This is a genomic window from Nocardiopsis sp. NPDC049922 (assembly GCF_040660275.1).
Classification (GTDB): Bacteria; Actinomycetota; Actinomycetes; order Streptosporangiales; family Streptosporangiaceae; genus Nocardiopsis.
Map to the genome: position 1 here is coordinate 462642 of NZ_JBFAME010000001.1, position 17024 is coordinate 479665.

The following is a 17024-nucleotide window of genomic DNA, read 5'->3' on the forward strand; positions in this document are numbered from 1 at the left end:
TCCTGCCCATGGTCTCTCCCCGGGTCATCGCGACCGATCTCGACGGCACCCTCCTCCGCTCCGACGGCTCCCTCTCTCCCCGCACCATCGACGCCCTGTCCGCCGCCGACGCCGCCGGTCTGAGGGTGGTCGTCGTGACCGCCCGTCCGCCCGCGGCCACCTGGATGATCGCCGACCGGCTCGCGTGTTCGGCCGTGATCTGCGCCAACGGCGCCTTCACCCGCCTGCCCGGCCAGTCCGAGACCCGGGTGCGCGCCCTGGACCGGGACGCCGCCGGCACCGTGGTCGCCAAGCTGCTCGCGGCCGTGCCCGACGTCGGGTTCGCCGTGGAGACCGGCGACGGCCTCGTCTACGAACCCTCCTTCGGGCTGTCGACGGCCCACGCCGAGGCACCGTGGAGCACCCTCGTCGGCTCCGCCGAGGAGGTGGTCGAACGCGCGGCGCCGGTCGCCAAGCTGCTCGCCCGGGCCGCCGAGACGCCCCTGCACTCCATGCGGTTGGAGATCCAGTCCGCGATCGGCGCGCTGGCCGAGGTCACCTACTCCGGCGGCAGCCGGTTGCTGGAGATGAGCGCCCCGGGCGTGACCAAGGGCAACGCGCTCGCCGAGCTGTGCGGGGCCTGGAACGTGCCCGCCGAGGAGGTCGCGTTCTTCGGCGACATGCCCAACGACCTGTCCGCGCTGACGTGGGCCGGCCACGGGTACGCGATGGCCAACGGGCACCCCGACCTGCTCGATCCCGCGCTGGGGCTGGGTGTGGCGCCCTCCCACCAGGAGGACGGGGTGGCCCGGGTCGTGGAGGGGATCCTCGCCGGACTCCGGTGAGGCGAGCGGCGTCGGGCGGTACCGGGTGCTCGCGCACCGGGCCGCCCCTCCTATGATCCGCTGGTATGCACCGACTCTCCGAGCGGCGCCAGCCGCTGTTCGCCTACGGCACGCTCCTGTTCCCGGAGATCCTCGACGCCCTCCTCGGCCGGGTCCCGGACACCGAGCCCGCCGCCGCTCCCGGCTGGCGGGTGGCCGCGCTGCCCGGACGTCCCTACCCCGTGCTGGTCCCGGGCGCCGGAACCGCCCCGGGGCGGCTGGTCTCCGGGTTGTCGGAGTCCGAGCGGCGGATCATCGACGTCTACGAGGACGACTGGTACGACCTGCGCCCCCTGGAGCTGGCCGACGGCCGCACGGGGTGGGCCTACGTCGCCGCGGCCTCGACCGCCGTGTCCCCGCAGGACTGGGACCCGGACGCCTTCGCCGCCGAACACCTGACCGCCTACGTCAAGGGATGCGCCGCCCTGCGCGCCGAACTCACCGGCTGACCGGGGCCGGAGCGGGACACGAGCGAGCGGGCGCCGACCAGCCAGGAGGGGTCGGCGCCCGCACCGCGGTCCCCGGAGCAGCGGGGACCGGTCAGGAGGTCAGCCCGTGAGCAGGGTCAGGTCCCACCGCTCCAGGATCGGGTTGAGCGGCTGGAAGTAGGTCGTGCCGCCGAACGTGCAGTTGCCGGAGCCGCCGGAGGTCACGCCCTGGGCCTCGGTGCCCGCCAGCCAGGAGCCGCCGGAGTCGCCGCCCTCGGCGCAGGCGGTCGTGCGGGTCAGCCCCTGGACGCGCTCGTTGCCGGAGTAGCGGACGGTCTGGTTCTTGGCCTCGACGACGCCGCAGTGCCAGCCGGTGGTCTGGCCCGAACGGCACACGGACGCGCCCACGGGGGCCTCGGTGGAGCCGGTGACGGTCACGGTGCCGCCGTCGTAGTCGTTGACCTCGGCGGTCGGGACGAAGCCGGGGCCCGTCACCCGGACCCAGGCCATGTCGCTGGTGGGGAAGACCGAACCGGCGACCGTGCCGATCCGCTCCGTGCCGGGCACGTCCCGCCAGGTGTCACTGCCCTCGGCGCCGCAGTGGCCGGCGGTCACGTAGCCGCCGACGACCCCGAAGCCGACGGAGCACACGTACCAGCCCCCGCCCTCCTGGAAGTAGTAGGGGTTGCCGCCGACGATGTCGGCGTAGGTCCGCGGCGTCCCGGCGCTCTCCTCGACGACGGTGTCCGCCTCGGCCCCGACCCGTTCGGCGAGCGCCTCCGCCTCGGCCTCGTGGCCCGGGGCGGACTCGATGACGACCGCGTCCCTGACGGGGTCGGCGTACCAGCCGTGGACGGTGGCCGGAGCCTCGTCGGCGGCCGCGTCCAGGGCCTCGACGACGGCCTCCAGCGCGGCCTCGCCGTTGTCGACGAGCTCGGGGACGGCCCCGGCGTCGCGCACGGCTTCGGACGCGGAGGGGTCGGTGACCTGGACGGTGAGGTCGAGGGTGTCGACGTCGAAGAGCGCGCCGCCGAAGTCCTCGCCGAGGTCCTCGCGGAGTGCGGCCTCGGTCTCGGCGGCCTCCTCCTGGGCCTCGATGAGGTCGGTGACGCCCGACGCGCTGAGCCCGAAGGCCGCGCGCATGGCCGCCATCTGCTCGGGGGAGATGTCCGCGGTCGGGGTCTCGGCCGAGACCAGGCCGGCCCCCGCGAGGACGAGGGTGAGGGAGAGGGTGGTGGTCCCGATGGAGCGGGCAACGGGATGTCTTCTCAAGGGTCTGCCCTTTCAGAGGGGTGCTAGGCAGGAGGGCGCCGTGCGCCCGTGGGGGGTGAACGGTTCGCCGGGCTTGTCACCCAGCGAGTACCAAAGTGTCCACTCGGTAGCGAACACGGGAAAAGGTAGGGCACGCACAGGAAGAGGACAATGGCCCGAATACGCAGCGAATTCGGAAGGATTGCTTACAGAGATGGCGAAAACGACGGGCGTCGGAGGCATGAACGAGCGAATCGTGGGAAACGCGCGCGTGGGCGGTCGGCGGCGGTGGACCTTGTTAGCACGCGTCGACGCGATGCGCGAGGGGGGACGGCTGGCCTGATCCGGCCAACCGACCGTCGCGTTCCGTGACGATGCGGTGAGAGAGGAACCCCCTCAATCCACTGCTTGGGGAAGTCGGGACCAGGCGGAACTCCGTACGGGCGCGGCACGGGCCGAGGTCCGTTGCGCTGCGCGAACACGGGTGCGGACACGGAGGGTCACGGAATCGGGTCCGCCTCCGACCGGCCGCGGAGGACGCCGACGTCTCAGGCGTCGGCGGTGGCCGGGAGGTGCTGCTCGGCCCAGATGATCTTCCCCTCCCCGGTGTACCGCGTGCCCCACCGGTGGGTGAGCTGGGCGACCAGGAAGAGACCGCGCCCGCCCTCGTCCGTGGTACGGGCGTGCCGCATCCGGGGCGAGGTGCTGCTGGCGTCGTAGACCTCGCAGATCAACCCCGCCTGGCGCAGCAACCGCAGCCGGATCGGCTCCGTCGCGTAGCGGATGGCGTTGGTGACCAACTCGCTGACGACCAGCTCGGTCGTCAGCGTGAGCTCGTCCAGTCCCCACGCGTGCAGGCGCCGGGTCGCCCACGCCCGGACGTCCGCCACCGCGGCCGGGTCGGACGGCACCTCCAACGAGGCGACCCGGTCCGCCCCCAGGGCGTGCGTCCGGGCGAGCAGCAGCGCGGCGTCGTCGGTGTGGGCGCCCGGGAGGAGCCCCCGGACCGTGCTCGCGCACAGTTCGTCGATCGGCACCTCCGGCCGGGCCAGGGAGCGGCCGAGGCGGGACATGCCGGACTCGGGGTCCTGACCGTCGCACCGGATGAGACCGTCGGTGTACAGGCCGAGCAGGCTGCCCTCCGGCAGCTCCACCTCGGCCGTCTCGAAGGGCAGTCCGCCCAGCCCGAGGGGCGGCCCGGCGGGCAGGTCGGGGAAGTACACGCTGGCGTCGGGCCGGACCACGACCGGCGGCGGGTGCCCGGCGCGCGCCATCACGCAGCGCTGGGTGACGGGGTCGAAGACGGCGTACAGACAGGTGGCGCCCGTCATGGCGTTGGCCGTCGTCTCGTCCTCCGGGTCCTCCTCGACCAGGCTGATCACCAGGTCGTCGAGGTGGGCCAGCAGCTCGTCGGGGGGCAGGTCCATGTCCGCGAGCGTGTGCACGGCCGTGCGCAGGCGGCCCATCGTCGCGGCGGCGGTGAGACCGTGCCCGACCACGTCGCCCACGACCAGGGCCACCCGGGCGCCGGACAGCGGTATGGCGTCGAACCAGTCGCCGCCGACCCCGTCCTTGACGTCCGACGGCAGGTAGGAGGAGGCCGTCTCCAGAACGGTCCCCCTGGCCAGCACCTGCGGGAGCAGCGTGTGCTGGAGCGCCAGCGCGATGGCGTGCTCACGCGAGTAGCGGCGAGCGTTGTCCACGCACACGGCGGCCCGGCTCACCAGCTCCTTGGCCAGCATCAGGTCGTCGGGCTCGAAGGAGGTCAGGTTCTCCGACCGGACGAAGGTGGCCAGACCCAGCACGGTGTCGCGCGCACGCATGGGCACGGAGATGAGGGAGTGCAGGCCGAACTTCCGCATGGACGCCACCCGGGCCGGCTGCTCCACCGCCCAGACGTCGTCGTCGGGGTCCAGGACCGGGATCAGGAAGGCGTCGCCCTCGACCAGGTAGCGGGCGTCGTGCGGCGGCGGCACGAAGTCCACCCGGTCCCCGCGCCTGGCGACCGCCTCCGGGCAGCCCTCCCGGATCGAACTCATGCCCGCCCGGCACATCACGGGCTTGGCGCCGGGAGGCCAGGGCGGCGGCTCCTCCGTGCCGAGCACCGACTCCAGGAGGTCGACGATGACGAAGTCGGCGAAGCGCGGCACCGCGAAGTCCGCGAGTTCCTGGGCCGTCCGGGACACGTCCAGGGTGCTGCCGATCCGGGTGCCCGCCTCGTTGAGCAGGCTCAGACGGTGCTGGGCGTTCCACCGCTCGGTGACGTCCATGACCATGTAGCACACACCGGTGATGGCGCCCTTCGCGTCGATCAGGGGGAAGAGCGAGGCGGAGTAGGCGTGTGGGCGAAACGGGTCCGCCCAGCTCCAGCCCTGGTACTCGTGGTCGATGACGGGTTCGCCGGTCTCCAGGACGTTCCTCATGGCGTCCTCCAGCGACTCCGCGCGCAGTCCGGGCAGGATCTCCCCCAGCCGTCGGCCCAGGCGCTGGTCACTCGGCACCCCGCCGAACCGCTCCAGGGTGTTGTTCACCCAGACGAAGCGCAGCTCCCGGTCGACCACGGCCATGCCGATCGGCGAGCGGGTGAGGAAGCCGTCCAGCACGGACTCGCTGACCGTCCACCCCGGTGTGTACTCCCTCCCGCAGGCCAGGAAGCACCGCCGTCCGTCCAGGTCGAAGGCGGCGGAGACGCGCAGGTCCACCTCGATCGTCCGGCCGTCCCTGTGCCGGAATCCGACCCTGCCCTGCCAGCTGCTCCCCGACCGGCACCGGTCGGCGATACGCGCCATGCGGGCGGGGTCCCGGTCCTCCGGCGCGGCGAGCAGCCGCACCGCGGACCGGCCGACCACCTCGACGGGCGGGTATCCGAGGAGTTCCCGCGCGCCGCGGGTCCAGCCGAGCACCGTTCCGAACTCGTCGATCACCGCCGCCGTGTCGCTCGCGGCGCCGACGTGGTCCGACGCCCCGGACGGTCCCGGCGGTCCGGGCGGAGTCCCGGCGCCTGGCCTCGACATGCTCGCTCACCACCAACCCCTGTTGCCCCCATCATTCCCGCATCGCCCCGGGTCCAAGACCCGCGGCACGACGACCCGCCGACCCATGGAAACCTGTGTGTACGGTCGACGGAGGCGGTGAGGCTGATGGGACGGGTCACGGTCAGGGAGAGGGTCCTGCGGATCAGGGACGGTGCCGTCAGCGAACGGGTGGACACGCTCGTCGCGGAGGAGCCCCTGGAGATCAGGCTGGACGGCGCCCCGCTGAGCGTCACCATGCGCACCCCCGGACACGACTTCGACCTCGCGGCCGGATTCCTGGTCAGTGAGGGCGTGGTGGCCGCCCGGAAGGAGGTGGCCGCGATCCGGTACTGCGCGGGGGCCACCGAGGACGGGGTGAACACCTACAACGTGCTCGACGTGTCCCTGGCGCCCGGGGTCCCGCGCCCGGACACCTCCCTGGAGCGCAACTTCTACACGACGTCCTCCTGCGGGCTGTGCGGCAAGGCGAGCCTGGACGCCGTGCGCACCAAGGCCCGGTGGCCGGTGGCCGACGACGGGCTGCGCGTGGGCGCGGACACGCTGGCGCTGCTCCCCGACCGGCTGCGCGCGGCCCAGCGGGTGTTCGAGCGCACCGGCGGGCTGCACGCCGCCGGGCTGTTCACCGCTGACGGCGAACTGCTCGCCGTGCGCGAGGACGTGGGCCGCCACAACGCGGTGGACAAGCTGGTGGGGTGGGCGCTGCACGCGGACCGGCTGCCGCTGCGGGAGACGGTGCTCATGGTCTCGGGGCGCGCCTCGTTCGAGCTGGTGCAGAAGGCGTGGATGGCGGGCGTACCGGCCCTGGCCGCGGTCTCGGCGCCCTCGTCCCTGGCCGTCGATCTGGCCGCGGAGGCGGGGATGACCCTCGTCGGCTTCCTCCGCGGCGCCTCCATGAACGTCTACTCCGGGCGACGGCGGATCCTGCTGGAGGGGCGCTGACGACGTGGCCGGACCCGCCCCCGTGCGGGGGCGGGCCCTTTTCGCGGCGTCCGGCGGGACGCCGCGACGTCCCTCCCTCATGTGACGTCTAGCGGGCGAAGCTGAAGACGTTGAACGAAGCCGCGCCGCCGGGGCCGGCGAAGTTGCCGCTCTGCGAGAACAGCGCGCCGCCACCGAAGTGGCCTCCGCCGAAGTGGCCGCCGTGGCCGCCGAAACCCGCACGGCTCACGATGCTCAGGTTGCTCGCACCGCCGAAGCCAGCAAGAGACTCGTTGTAGGACCAGAAGGCTCCACTGCCGATTCGGCCGCCGACGTGGTCAGCGGAGGCGACGGCCGGGGCCGCCAGCGCCAGCATGGGCGCCGCGAGGACCACGGCGGCGAGGCGGCGAACAGTGCGCTTGGGCATGGTCTGCTCCCTTGCAACCGGGGCGAATCGCCCCACCACCCCGCCGCGGTAGCCACGACGCGGTGGCCTGCCTGTGCTCTGGTTGGAACGCGGGGCCCCGGCCGAGGCGCACGGCCGGTGGTCTACGGAGGCGTCCGGCGCTCCGTACGCGCCTGTCCCCACGTCTGGATGTACCGCATGAAGTCGCAATCGCAACTGTCCATTATTCAACCACTTGCCCGCCGTCCACGCCGGTGAACTGTCTCCTCGGTGACTCAATCAGGCGGCCTCGTCGTCCCGGACCGCGCACACGAACGGACCCGCCCCCGTGCGGGAGCGGGTCCGTGTCGCGGCGTCCGGCGGGACGCCGCGACGTCCCTCCTTCATGTGGCGCCTAGCGGGCGAAGCTGAAGACGTTGAACGAGGCCGCGCCGCCCGGCCCGGCGAAGCTGCCGCTCTGCGAGAAGAACGAGCCGCCGTACCAGCCGCCCCAACCGCCGTAGTAGCCGGGGTAGCCGTAGCTCCAGCCGGGCCCCCAGCCGTAGCCGCCGTAGAAGTCGGCCGACGCGACGGCCGGGGCCGCCAGCGCCAGCATGGGCGCCGCGAGAAGCGCGGCCGCCACACGGCGAACAGTGCGCTTCGGCATGGTCTGCTCCCTTGCAACCGGGGCGAATCGCCCCACCACCCCGCCGCGGTAGCCACGACGCGGTGGCCTGCCTGTGCTCTGGTTGGAACGCGGGGCCCCGGCCAAGGCGCCTGGCCGTGGGTCGACGGAAGCGTCTGGCACTTCCGTGCGCGCCTGTCCCCGCGCGTTGGTGTACCGCAAGAAGTCGCGATCGCAACCATCAACCAATCAACCACTCACGCGGCGTGCGCGCAGTCCGATTGTCTCCTCGGTGACCCAATCGGACCGCGCCGTCTCCACGGGCGCGCGGACACACGAAGGGACCCGCCCCCGCGCGGGAGCGGGTCCGCGTCGTCCCTCCTTCGGTGCCCGGCTAACGGGCGAAGCTGATGACGTTGAACGACGACGCGCCGCCGAGCCCGGCGAAGCTGCCGCTCTGCGCGAAGAACGCGCCGCCGTGGAACCCGTGGCCGAAGCCGCGGTGGAACCCACCGTGTCCGAAGCCGCCGTGCTTGAAGCCGCCGTGGCCGAAGCCGCCGTGGAACCCACCGTGGCCGAAACCGTGGCTCATGGGGCTGGCGGCGACGACTCCGCCGAACTGCTCGGCGGACGCGACGGCCGGGGCCGTCAGCGCGAGCATGGGCGCCGCCAGAAGCGCGGCCGCCGCACGGCGAACAGTACGCGTGCGCATGATCCGCTCCTTGCGTCGAGGGCGAAGGCGCACGATCGATGGTCGTCCGTGGGAACGGTCACCGCCCCACACGCGCCCACCCCCGAGTTCGTGTACCGCGTGGTCGCGATCGCGACCATGGACCAATCAACCACCGGCGCCGCGTCCGCGTCGTCGAACTGTCTTCTGGCTGACGCAATCGGTCTCCCGGTCTCCCCGGCCCGCGAACACACGGGCGGACCCGCCCCCGGTCGGGAGCGGGTCCGCGTCGTCCCTCCTTCACGCCGTCGAACGGAGCCCGCCTAGTAGACGTAGCCGTACGAGTAGCCGCCGTAGGAGTAGCCGCCGTACGAGTAGTACGGGTAGTAGTAACACTTGCCGTAGTACCCGTAGTACCCGTAGTACCCGTAGGAGCCGTAGCTGCAGTACGAGCTGTAGCCGTACCAGTAGCTGTGGGCGGACGCGACCGCCGGGGCCGCCAGCGCGAGCATGGGCGCCGCGAGAAGCGCGGCCGCCACACGGCGAACAGTGCGCTTCGGCATGGTCTGCTCCCTCGTTGGAACGCGGGCCCCGGCCACGGCGCCTGGCCGGTCGTCCACGGAAGCGTCCGACGCTCCCGCACGCGCCTGTCCCCGCGCGTTGGTGTACCGCATGAAGTCGCGATCGCGACTATTGACCAATCAACCACTCGCACGGCGTCCGCGCAGTCGAACTGTCGCCTCGGTGACCCAGTCAGGAGCCCCGTTCTCCGCGCGCCTTCTTGTACAGCCCCTCGGCGTCCAGGATCTCGATCGCCGCGTACCTCATCTCGATGAGCCCCTCGCGTTCCAGCCGCTTCAGGACCCGGTTGAGGGAGGGGCGGCGCACGCCGAGCATCGCCGCCAGCGTGCGCTGGGGCAGGGGGACCACCGAGCTGGAGGCCTCGTCCAGCAGGAGCCGGGCGGTCTGCTCGGTCAGGGTCTTGCCCAGCAGCTCCATGATCCTGCCCTGGCTGGCGTCGAGCCGTCCGGCGATGCTGGCCAGCCACCGCCGGGCGAGCGCACGGTGCTCGGACATGAGGTGCTCGAAGTCCTCGGTGCGCAGGTACAGGAGTTCCACGTCGTCCGTGGCGCGCCCGGTGTAGGGCAGCGGCTTGCCCAACAGGAACTGGATGTCGCCGTCGACGTCGCCCGCGTGCCTGATCTCGATCACCGTGCGTTCGTCGCCGACGCCCACCGACAACTCCACGTGGCCGGAGCGGACGATCCACACGCGGGACGCGGGGTCGCCCTCGCGGAAGGCGACGGCGCCCCGGGAGAGCGACTGCCGGTGCAGGAACGTCGCGAGCGCGCTCAGGTCGCGGGGGGTGAGTGGCGCCGCCGAACCCCGGCCCACGCAGCGCGCCACCCACGCCGCCTGCTGGATGCGTGGATCCGCGGTCTCGGCCCCGTTCAGTCGGCGCTCGGAGTTCGCCGGCGTGACCCTCGGGTTCATTCTCCGTCCTCCGTCCAGCCCGTGGCGCGTCCGCGGGTGTCCGCGAACCGCACCGCGACCGTGTGACCGCCGGGGAGGTGCGTCGGCGGCACACGCAAGGGCGGAGGTCCCGCCACGGGGACGAGACCTCCTTGCGGCAGGCGGGCGGTCCCGTGGGGGCACCCGCCTTGCTTCCAGCTAGTTGGCGAAACTGAAGAGGTTCTGCGAGGACGCGCCGAACGGCCCGGCGACGGACGAGCTCGCCTTGTACAGCGCGAAGCCGCCACCGCCGCCGAATCCGAAGCCACCACCGTGGTTGCCGGCGATGGCGGTGATGCTCTGCGAGGAGGCACCGTTGGGACCGGCGAACTGGGCGTCTCCGTGCCAGAAGCTGCCGGCCAGGGCGGCCGACGGGACACCGAGGGCCAACATCGGGGCCGCGACTCCGGCCACGAGAACGCGTGCGATCGTCTTCGCCTTCATGGAAGTTCCCTCCTGTGCGACGGACGGGCCTTGAGCCCGCCCGGGCCACCGGCGAGTTCCGCCGAGTACCCCCCTGCGGGACGTTCTCGTCTGGCGGTTCCCGCCCCGGTCCGTCGACCGGTGGGGACGCCGTCCCCCCGGTCGGGGTCCGGGTCGCCGCCCGTTCGGGGTCGGGAACGGCCCCATATGACGGCAACGCGCACCAGGTAACCACAAGAATTCCCCATATACAGGTTCATCTGTTACCGAAGCGACAGTATTTCCGGCATTTTGCCTGCAAGGGGGGCGCAGTTGTTGATCACGCCGCGAACCCATGCAGGCGTCAACGGAGCACCAGAAAGCCCGCAGCACAAGAGATTTCCGCAGTTTCCACGGCACCGGAGGGCAGAGAACTGTCGGAAGGGCGACACAGTTCGGCGCTTCCGGCGGCGTGCCGGTCCTCTAATGACCCACGAATCTACGAAAAGCTGCGACTACCTGCATCCAATCCATAGGAGTGCAAATGTCTGAACTCGTTCGACGCGCTGTTCTGGACAAGAGATTCTGGCCCGGGGTCGCGATGGCCGCTCTCATCGGCGGCTCGCTGTCCGTCGCCGGCGTGGCCACGGCCGACACCGTCGACGAAGCACCCGCGGAGGGCGCGGCGCCCGCCGAAGCCGAGGAGGGTCGCGGCGGGGGTCCGTTCAGCGGCCATCCCCACCACGACGACAACGGTAGCGGTGTGCACTCCGAGACCGACGACAGCGAGTTCCACGAGGTCTGTGACGGAGCCGGTGCGGGCGGTGCCTTCATCGGTCCGTGCCCTCGCCCCGAAGGGGGAGGGGGCGGCGGCGGCGCGGTGGTGGGCGAGGCTCCCGAGGAGCTCGCCGTCACCGGTCCGTCCGAGGACCTCGCGCTGGTGGGCGGTGCCATCGCCCTGACCGGCGGTGTGGTCATGTACATCACGCGCCGGCGCTCGGAGCGGGCCGAGGACGCCTCCTCGGAAGCCGCCGTGTAACACCTCCGGGACACCGGGGTCACGGGGTGGGGACCGTACGGTTCCCACCCCTTCCGCCTGCCCGGACCCGCCGGACGCGATCGGCGGGCCCGTGGTCGCCCTGGTCAGTCGGCCCTCTGGGCGAGCCCGTAGGGGTCGAGGATGTCGACGGCGCCGTAGCGCAGTCGGATGAGACCGTGCCCCTCCAGCTCCTTGAGCACCTTGTTCAGCGAGGGCCGGCAGACGCCCAGCATCTCCGACAGTTTCTGTTGGGGCACGTCGACCACGCCACCGCTGGCCTCGTCCAGGAGCAGCCGGGCGCTCTGCTGGGTGAGCGTGCGGCCGAGCATCCCCACGATGCGGTCGTGCGACTCGGACAGTCGCTCCGCCATGGTCGACATCCACAGCCGGGACATCTCCGGGTACTCGCCCAGCAGCTCCTCGAAGTCGAGCGGCGCCAGGGTCAGGCACTCCGACTCCTCCAGGGCACGCGCCCGGTACGGGAAGGGCATGCCCAGCAGTTTCTGGATGTCGCCGTCGACGCCCCCCGGGCGGAGGATCTGCACGATCAGCGGACGCGCCCGCCCCTTGACGGCGAGTTCGAGACGGCCGGACCGGACGATCCACACCCCCGCGTCGCGGTCACCCTCCCGGAAGGCCAGTTCGCCCCGGCTGAGGAGCCGTGTCGTGAGCCGCTCCGCCAGGGCGGCCACCGCCGCGGGGCCCGGACGGGCCGCTCCCCTGCTCTCCAGACACGACACGACCCATTCGGCCAGGTGGAACCGCTCGGGATCCACTGTCTCGCCGCTCACCCTGGGGGCTACGACCCGGTACTCGTCGGTACGTCCCACACCTGTCGCCTGCATGTTCTTCAACGGCTCCTCACCCGAACTCGTGCTCGTCCGCCCACACGGGACGGACGAGGCGGACGGTGGATTCGTGTGGCCGGACAGCCACGCGCAGAAGTTGGACGGACGTTCGCCGCGGGACCGGCGTGGGCCGAGGAGACCTTCCGTCGCCCCGGCCGCTCGCGCCGGACTCCACGGAGAGCACTGTCACGATCTGGGGCGCGGGCGCGGTGGTCGCGCACCGTCGCTCGCGTCGGACGCTCCGGGGTTCACTCGGGGCGGCCCTCAGGCCGCCGACCGCCGCCGGAGCACCCACCGTTCCCCATCGCGATTAGAGCACGGGGGCGAGCACCCGCCCGGGAGGACTCCGTGATCGGTACCGCCGGATCGACAAAAGCTTCCTTTACCAAGGAAGAAAGGGGAATGGGGCGCCTTCGCCCGGAAACGCGGAGGGGGCATCCGGCACTCGGCCGGATGCCCCCGTCGCGCGTGAAAGCGGCAGGCTAGAGCTTGCCCTCGATCTGGTGCGCGTGAACGTGGACCGACTGCTGGTCCTCGTCGTCGGTGATCGTGAACTGAGCGCCCTTGCCCTTGCCCTGGACCGAGTGCACGCGGCCGGTGCGGATCTGGTCGTTGTGGCGGCTGCTGCGGAACTGAACGCGGTCACCCTGCTTGAACGTCATACCGTATCTCCGAAGTGATGAGAGTTACTCAGGGCCGGGTTTCCGACACCGGTTCTCACCGGCGACCGGGTACCCGACCACTTCGCAACCTAGACCGATCGGCGCCCCGTCGGGATGCTGCGCCAAGCCGAATGTCACGTATATGACAGTTCTTTTCGCACGCTTCACATTCGAGACATAGGATGAGGAAGAAGTAGAAACTTAAAAGATCTCCCAGGACTAACGCATATCGCACACATCGGTTCACCGACTGTGCTTACGTGAGGGGGCCGACCGACGGCAGCGTCCGGGTGCAGCGTCCCAGGACCTCGGCGGGGGTCATGGGTGCAAGGGGCTCCCGTCGACCGGATGTGGTCACGCTGCCATGGATGTCGACGCCGTGCGCCCTCGCGACGACCGAAGGGGGGTTTCGATGGGCAAGGGAAGGATCGCGAGCGCCCTGATCGCGGGAGTCACCGTCCCGACTCTGGCGTTCGGCGTGCCGTCGGTCGCGATGGCCCAGGTCAACGGGGCCGCCAGCCCGTCCGTCAGCCAGCAGAGCATGTCACCCGGGCAGAGTGACGACAACAGGAACGGCGGCGGCGACCGGGGCGGACGCGGAGATCGGGACGGGCGCGGTGACCGGGACGGGCGCGGAGATCGGGACGGACGCGGCGACCGCCACGACCGGCATGACCGGCACGACCGCCACGACCGCGACAAGTTCCGCCACGGGAAGGCCAAGTTCCGCCACCACGGATACGGCTACGGATACGGATACCACTGCCACGGCCACTGGCACTACTACGACTACCACTACCACTGCCACGGCCCGTGGCACCACCGGTAGGAGCACCTCAAGTAGCGACACTGTTACGGAGTGTTATCAAATGGCGTGTCCTCCGCGCGGGATCGAGCACGGATGAGACAGGCTCATGGACACGGTCCAGACTCACGAGCCCCGGACCGGACCCATGAGACCGACCGTGCGCCGATTCCGGCGCGCACGTGGCCGGGGAGGCTTCGCCCACGAGGGCGGGGCCTCCCCTTCACGTTCCTCACCCACGGGAAGGACGACCGTTGACCGAACACCGCAGCACATCCCACCGACCCCCGAGGCCGCCCGAGCGGAGCGGCCGGTTCCCCGCGCTCCTCCGGGCGCCGGGCCGCGTCCTGTTCACCCTGGCCGTCGCCGCGGGCGCGGTCGCGGCGACGGCCACCGGGGCCGCCGCCGAGATCGGGTACGAACACCGCACCGTCCAGCTCGACCGGTTCGAGGCCCGCCTGACGGTGGTCCGGACCACGGTGACCGAGGACGGTTCCGTGGTGCACACCGAGAGCGAGTACTTCGCCGGGCCCGAGGGCGGAGGCATGGACACCATCCGCACCTGGGTCGACTGACCGGCGGCGGACGCGTCCGACCGCGGGTCAGTGGAGGAGCTTCAGTCCGACCACCCCGGCGACGATGAGCACCAGGCACAGCGCCCTGGGCACGCTGAGGCCCTCACCGAACAGGAACGCCCCGACCAGGGCGGTTCCGACGACCCCGACGGCGACCCAGACGGCGTAGCCGGTCCCGAGCGGAACGGTGCGCAGGGCGTATGCCAGCCCGCCCATGCTCAGGACCAGCGACACCCCGAAGACGACGGACGGCCACAGACGCGAGAAGCCCTGCGAGGCGTTGAGCGCGGTGGCCCACACCGCCTCCAGCAGACCGGAAACCACGAGAACGACCCAGGCCATGACCCGAAGACCTCCACGACGCGGCGAACATGTCCACGCCGTCTTGTCGTTCCGGGTACGGCGCACCTCGTCCGGGGTGCTGGGGGCCGGTCCGCCGGAACGGAGGTCGACACGCGTCCGTCGGCGGAGGGCCACAGCCCATCCGCACGGTACAACGCCGCCCCGCCCGGGCCTCATCCGCCCGGGGCGGAGATCCGCGCCACCGGGCGGCCCCGGGACGTCCGCGTCCCGGGGCCGCCCGCCGTCCGTTCACCGCGGGGAGCGACCGCTCACCGCACACTGGACGACCGCTCGACGCGCGGCCCCAGCGTTCACCGCTCGCACGCGCGCGCCTCCTCCCCCGCGAGCGTGTCCCTCCTTACAGTTCCGAGTAACCCAGGTCACATCGGCGCAACGCGGGTGTCACCGGCGGCCCCGCACATCCCCCAGAGGAGTTCCACCATGGCAACCGACAAGCAGACCAGGGGCTCGGCCCCGCCGGGCGACGGCGGTGGCGGCACCGCCCGCGACACGGCCTTCGTCGCGATGCACGGCGACCCGCGCTTCGTCGAACTCAAGCGGCGGCTCTTCGTCTTCGTCTTCCCCATGAGCCTCGCGTTCCTGGCCTGGTACCTGCTCTACGTCCTCATGTCCGCCTTCGCCCGCGACCTCATGGGCGCCGTGCTCTTCGGCACCGTGAACGTGGCGCTCGTGTTCGGCGTGCTCCAGTTCGCGTCCACCTTCGGGATCGCCGTGCTGTACACGCTCTACGCCCGCAGGCGGCTCGACGGCCTGGCCACGGAGCTGCGCGGGGAACTGCCCGCCGTCACCGAGGAGGCGGACCGATGACGCTCGCGCAGGAGGCGGTCAGCGAGGGCAGCCGCGTCGTCACCCTGGTCCTCTTCGGCCTCATGGTCGCGGCCACGCTCGGCATCACCGTGTGGGCGAGCCGCGCCACCCGCACCGCCACCGACTTCCACTCCGGCGGCCGCGGGTTCTCCCCGCTCCAGAACGGCCTGGCGATCGGCAGCGACTACATGTCCGCCGCGTCCTTCCTCGGCATCGCCGGGATCATCGCCCTGTTCGGCTACGACGGTTTCCTCTACTCCATCGGCTTCCTCGTCGCCTGGCTGGTCGCGCTCCTGCTCGTCGCCGAGCTGCTGCGCAACTCCGGCCGCTACACCATGGGCGACGTGCTGTCCTACCGCATGCGCCAGCGTCCGGTCCGGACGGCGGCGGCGGTCTCCACGGTCGTGGTCTCGATCTTCTACCTCCTCGCCCAGATGGTCGGCGCGGGCGCGCTCATCGCCCTGCTGCTGGGCATCCAGCCCGGTGAGACCTTCCTCGGCATGGACGCCGAGGTCGCCAAGATCGTCGGCATCGTGGTGGTCGGCCTGCTGATGACCACCTACGTGACCCTCGGCGGGATGAAGGGCACCACCTGGGTGCAGATCGTCAAGGCCGTCATCCTCATGTCGGGCGCCGCGCTGCTGACCGTGCTCACACTGTCGCTGTACGGCTTCAACCTGGGCGCGCTGATGAGCGACGCCGCCGAGGCCAGCGCGAACGGGGCCGCCTTCCTGGAGCCCGGACTGCGCTACGGCGTCGAGGTGGCGGGCGACCCCGTCCAGACCATGTGGAACAAGCTGGACCTCATCAGCCTGGGTTTGGCGCTGGTGCTGGGCACGGCCGGTCTGCCGCACATCCTCATCCGCTTCTACACCGTTCCCGACTCCCAGAGCGCCCGCAAGTCCGTCAACTGGGGCATCGGCCTCATCGGCACCTTCTACCTCATGACGCTGGTGCTGGGCTTCGGCGCGGCGGCGCTGGTCGGCCACGAGGCCATCACGGCCCAGAACGCGGCCGGGAACACCGCCGCCCCGCAGCTGGCGCAGACGGTGGGCGAGAGCGTCGGCGGCCAGATCGCCGGTTCGGTCATGCTGGCGCTCATCGCGTCGGCGGCGTTCGCGGCGATCCTGTCCACGGTCGCCGGGCTGGTCATCGCGTCGTCCTCGTCCCTGGCGCACGACTTCTACAACTCCGTGCTGCGCCGGGGGAAGGCGAGCGGTCTGGAGGAGGTCCGGGTCGCCCGGATCGCCGCCATGGCCATCGGCGCCGTCGCGGTCGTCCTGGCCGTCTTCGCGCAGGGGCTCAACGTGGCCTTCCTGGTCGCGCTCGCCTTCGCGGTCGCCGCCTCGGCCAACCTGCCCACGCTGCTGCTCAGCCTGTTCTGGAAGCGGTTCAACACGGCGGGCGCCCTGGCCGGGATCTACGGCGGCCTGATCGGCGCGGTCGGCCTGGTGTTCTTCTCCCCGGTGGTCTCCGGGTCGGAGAACGCGCTCATCCCGGGCGCCGACTTCGCGTGGTTCCCGATCCCGAACCCCGCGCTGGTGTCCGTGCCGCTGGGCCTGCTGTGCGCGGTGGTCGGGACCTTCCTGTCCAAGGAGCGCGACTTCGACAAGTTCGCCACGCTCCAGGTCCGCGCGCTGACCGGCGCGGGCGCGGAGAAGGCCGTCCAACACTGACCGCACCACACCGAGCCCGCCCCGACCGTCCGGGGGCGGGCTCGACCCCTGTCCGGGCCAGGACGGGAGGAGGCGACCGAGAACGTGACCACCGACACATCCCGCTGGGATAGGGTCGTACCGTGTCAAACAGGTGGCTGTCGCGGTTGTCCCCCTCCCG

At 71.5% G+C, this 17024-nt stretch carries 19 protein-coding genes and 1 riboswitch; of the genes, 8 read left to right on the plus strand and 11 right to left on the minus strand.

Annotated elements, in window-relative coordinates:
- Positions 1–8 precede the first annotated feature (8 nt).
- Both AB0I72_RS02225 and AB0I72_RS02230 read left to right on the plus strand, forming a co-directional pair.
- The gene (locus tag AB0I72_RS02225) at positions 9–824 is read left to right on the plus strand and encodes an HAD family hydrolase (protein ID WP_358561849.1); all 816 of its coding nucleotides are present in this window, start codon (positions 9–11) and stop codon (positions 822–824) included.
- Between the two features lie 65 nt (positions 825–889).
- Entirely contained in the window at positions 890–1312 is a 423-nt protein-coding gene (locus AB0I72_RS02230) for a gamma-glutamylcyclotransferase family protein (RefSeq protein ID WP_358561852.1), read from the plus strand.
- Positions 1313–1411: 99 nt separating this feature from the next.
- On the opposite strand, the gene AB0I72_RS02235 is transcribed toward AB0I72_RS02230, so the two are convergent.
- On the minus strand, positions 1412–2563 hold the full coding sequence (locus AB0I72_RS02235; protein ID WP_358561856.1) for a S1 family peptidase: 1152 nt from the start codon (positions 2561–2563) through the stop codon (positions 1412–1414).
- A 527-nt stretch (positions 2564–3090) separates the two neighbouring features.
- Positions 3091–5556 (minus strand): SpoIIE family protein phosphatase, encoded by a 2466-nt coding sequence (locus AB0I72_RS02240; RefSeq protein WP_358561859.1) that lies wholly within the window; start codon positions 5554–5556, stop codon positions 3091–3093.
- Positions 5557–5682: 126 nt separating this feature from the next.
- Here AB0I72_RS02240 and fdhD point away from each other — a divergent pair, with 126 nt between their 5' ends.
- Positions 5683–6516: a formate dehydrogenase accessory sulfurtransferase FdhD gene (gene fdhD, locus AB0I72_RS02245; RefSeq protein WP_358561861.1), complete on the plus strand. Its 834-nt coding sequence runs from the start codon at positions 5683–5685 to the stop codon at positions 6514–6516.
- Positions 6517–6604: 88 nt separating this feature from the next.
- On the opposite strand, the gene AB0I72_RS02250 is transcribed toward fdhD, so the two are convergent.
- From AB0I72_RS02250 to AB0I72_RS02275, 6 genes are all read right to left on the minus strand, one after another.
- Complete coding sequence (locus AB0I72_RS02250) at positions 6605–6922, minus strand: hypothetical protein (protein ID WP_358561863.1); 318 nt, start codon at positions 6920–6922, stop codon at positions 6605–6607.
- Between the two features lie 373 nt (positions 6923–7295).
- Positions 7296–7547 carry a hypothetical protein gene (locus AB0I72_RS02255; protein WP_358561866.1) on the minus strand — a complete coding sequence of 84 codons (252 nt, stop codon included), beginning with the start codon at positions 7545–7547 and terminating at the stop codon, positions 7296–7298.
- 352 nt (positions 7548–7899) lie between these two features.
- Positions 7900–8217 (minus strand): hypothetical protein, encoded by a 318-nt coding sequence (locus tag AB0I72_RS02260; RefSeq protein ID WP_358561869.1) that lies wholly within the window; start codon positions 8215–8217, stop codon positions 7900–7902.
- 281 nt (positions 8218–8498) lie between these two features.
- Positions 8499–8738, minus strand: a complete 240-nt coding sequence (locus AB0I72_RS02265) for a hypothetical protein (RefSeq protein WP_358561872.1) — start codon at positions 8736–8738, stop codon at positions 8499–8501.
- A 190-nt stretch (positions 8739–8928) separates the two neighbouring features.
- Positions 8929–9669, minus strand: coding sequence for a Crp/Fnr family transcriptional regulator (locus AB0I72_RS02270; protein WP_358561875.1), 741 nt, complete (start codon positions 9667–9669; stop codon positions 8929–8931).
- A gap of 177 nt (positions 9670–9846) precedes the next feature.
- Positions 9847–10131 carry a hypothetical protein gene (locus AB0I72_RS02275; RefSeq protein WP_358561878.1) on the minus strand — a complete coding sequence of 95 codons (285 nt, stop codon included), beginning with the start codon at positions 10129–10131 and terminating at the stop codon, positions 9847–9849.
- A 502-nt stretch (positions 10132–10633) separates the two neighbouring features.
- On the opposite strand from AB0I72_RS02275, the gene AB0I72_RS02280 reads away from it, so the two are divergent.
- On the plus strand, positions 10634–11128 hold the full coding sequence (locus AB0I72_RS02280) for a hypothetical protein (protein ID WP_358561881.1): 495 nt from the start codon (positions 10634–10636) through the stop codon (positions 11126–11128).
- 104 nt (positions 11129–11232) lie between these two features.
- Here AB0I72_RS02280 and AB0I72_RS02285 read toward each other — a convergent pair whose 3' ends face one another.
- Together AB0I72_RS02285 and AB0I72_RS02290 are read right to left on the minus strand one after the other, a co-directional pair.
- Positions 11233–11973, minus strand: coding sequence for a Crp/Fnr family transcriptional regulator (locus tag AB0I72_RS02285; RefSeq protein WP_358561884.1), 741 nt, complete (start codon positions 11971–11973; stop codon positions 11233–11235).
- A gap of 485 nt (positions 11974–12458) precedes the next feature.
- Complete coding sequence (locus tag AB0I72_RS02290) at positions 12459–12638, minus strand: hypothetical protein (protein ID WP_075925175.1); 180 nt, start codon at positions 12636–12638, stop codon at positions 12459–12461.
- Positions 12639–13050: 412 nt separating this feature from the next.
- Here AB0I72_RS02290 and AB0I72_RS02295 point away from each other — a divergent pair, with 412 nt between their 5' ends.
- Positions 13051–13467, plus strand: a complete 417-nt coding sequence (locus tag AB0I72_RS02295) for a hypothetical protein (protein ID WP_358561887.1) — start codon at positions 13051–13053, stop codon at positions 13465–13467.
- Positions 13468–13697: 230 nt separating this feature from the next.
- Positions 13698–14018, plus strand: a complete 321-nt coding sequence (locus tag AB0I72_RS02300) for a hypothetical protein (RefSeq protein WP_358561890.1) — start codon at positions 13698–13700, stop codon at positions 14016–14018.
- Between the two features lie 27 nt (positions 14019–14045).
- On the opposite strand, the gene AB0I72_RS02305 is transcribed toward AB0I72_RS02300, so the two are convergent.
- Positions 14046–14360 (minus strand): multidrug efflux SMR transporter, encoded by a 315-nt coding sequence (locus AB0I72_RS02305; protein WP_358561893.1) that lies wholly within the window; start codon positions 14358–14360, stop codon positions 14046–14048.
- 32 nt (positions 14361–14392) lie between these two features.
- Positions 14393–14452, minus strand: a riboswitch (guanidine-III (ykkC-III) riboswitch).
- A gap of 349 nt (positions 14453–14801) precedes the next feature.
- Between AB0I72_RS02305 and AB0I72_RS02310 the strand changes: the two genes are divergently transcribed.
- Entirely contained in the window at positions 14802–15188 is a 387-nt protein-coding gene (locus AB0I72_RS02310) for a DUF485 domain-containing protein (RefSeq protein WP_358561896.1), read from the plus strand.
- The gene (locus AB0I72_RS02315) at positions 15185–16864 is read left to right on the plus strand and encodes a cation acetate symporter (protein WP_358561899.1); all 1680 of its coding nucleotides are present in this window, start codon (positions 15185–15187) and stop codon (positions 16862–16864) included. Before AB0I72_RS02310 ends, AB0I72_RS02315 begins: the two co-directional genes overlap by 4 nt.
- Positions 16865–17024: the final 160 nt, after the last annotated feature.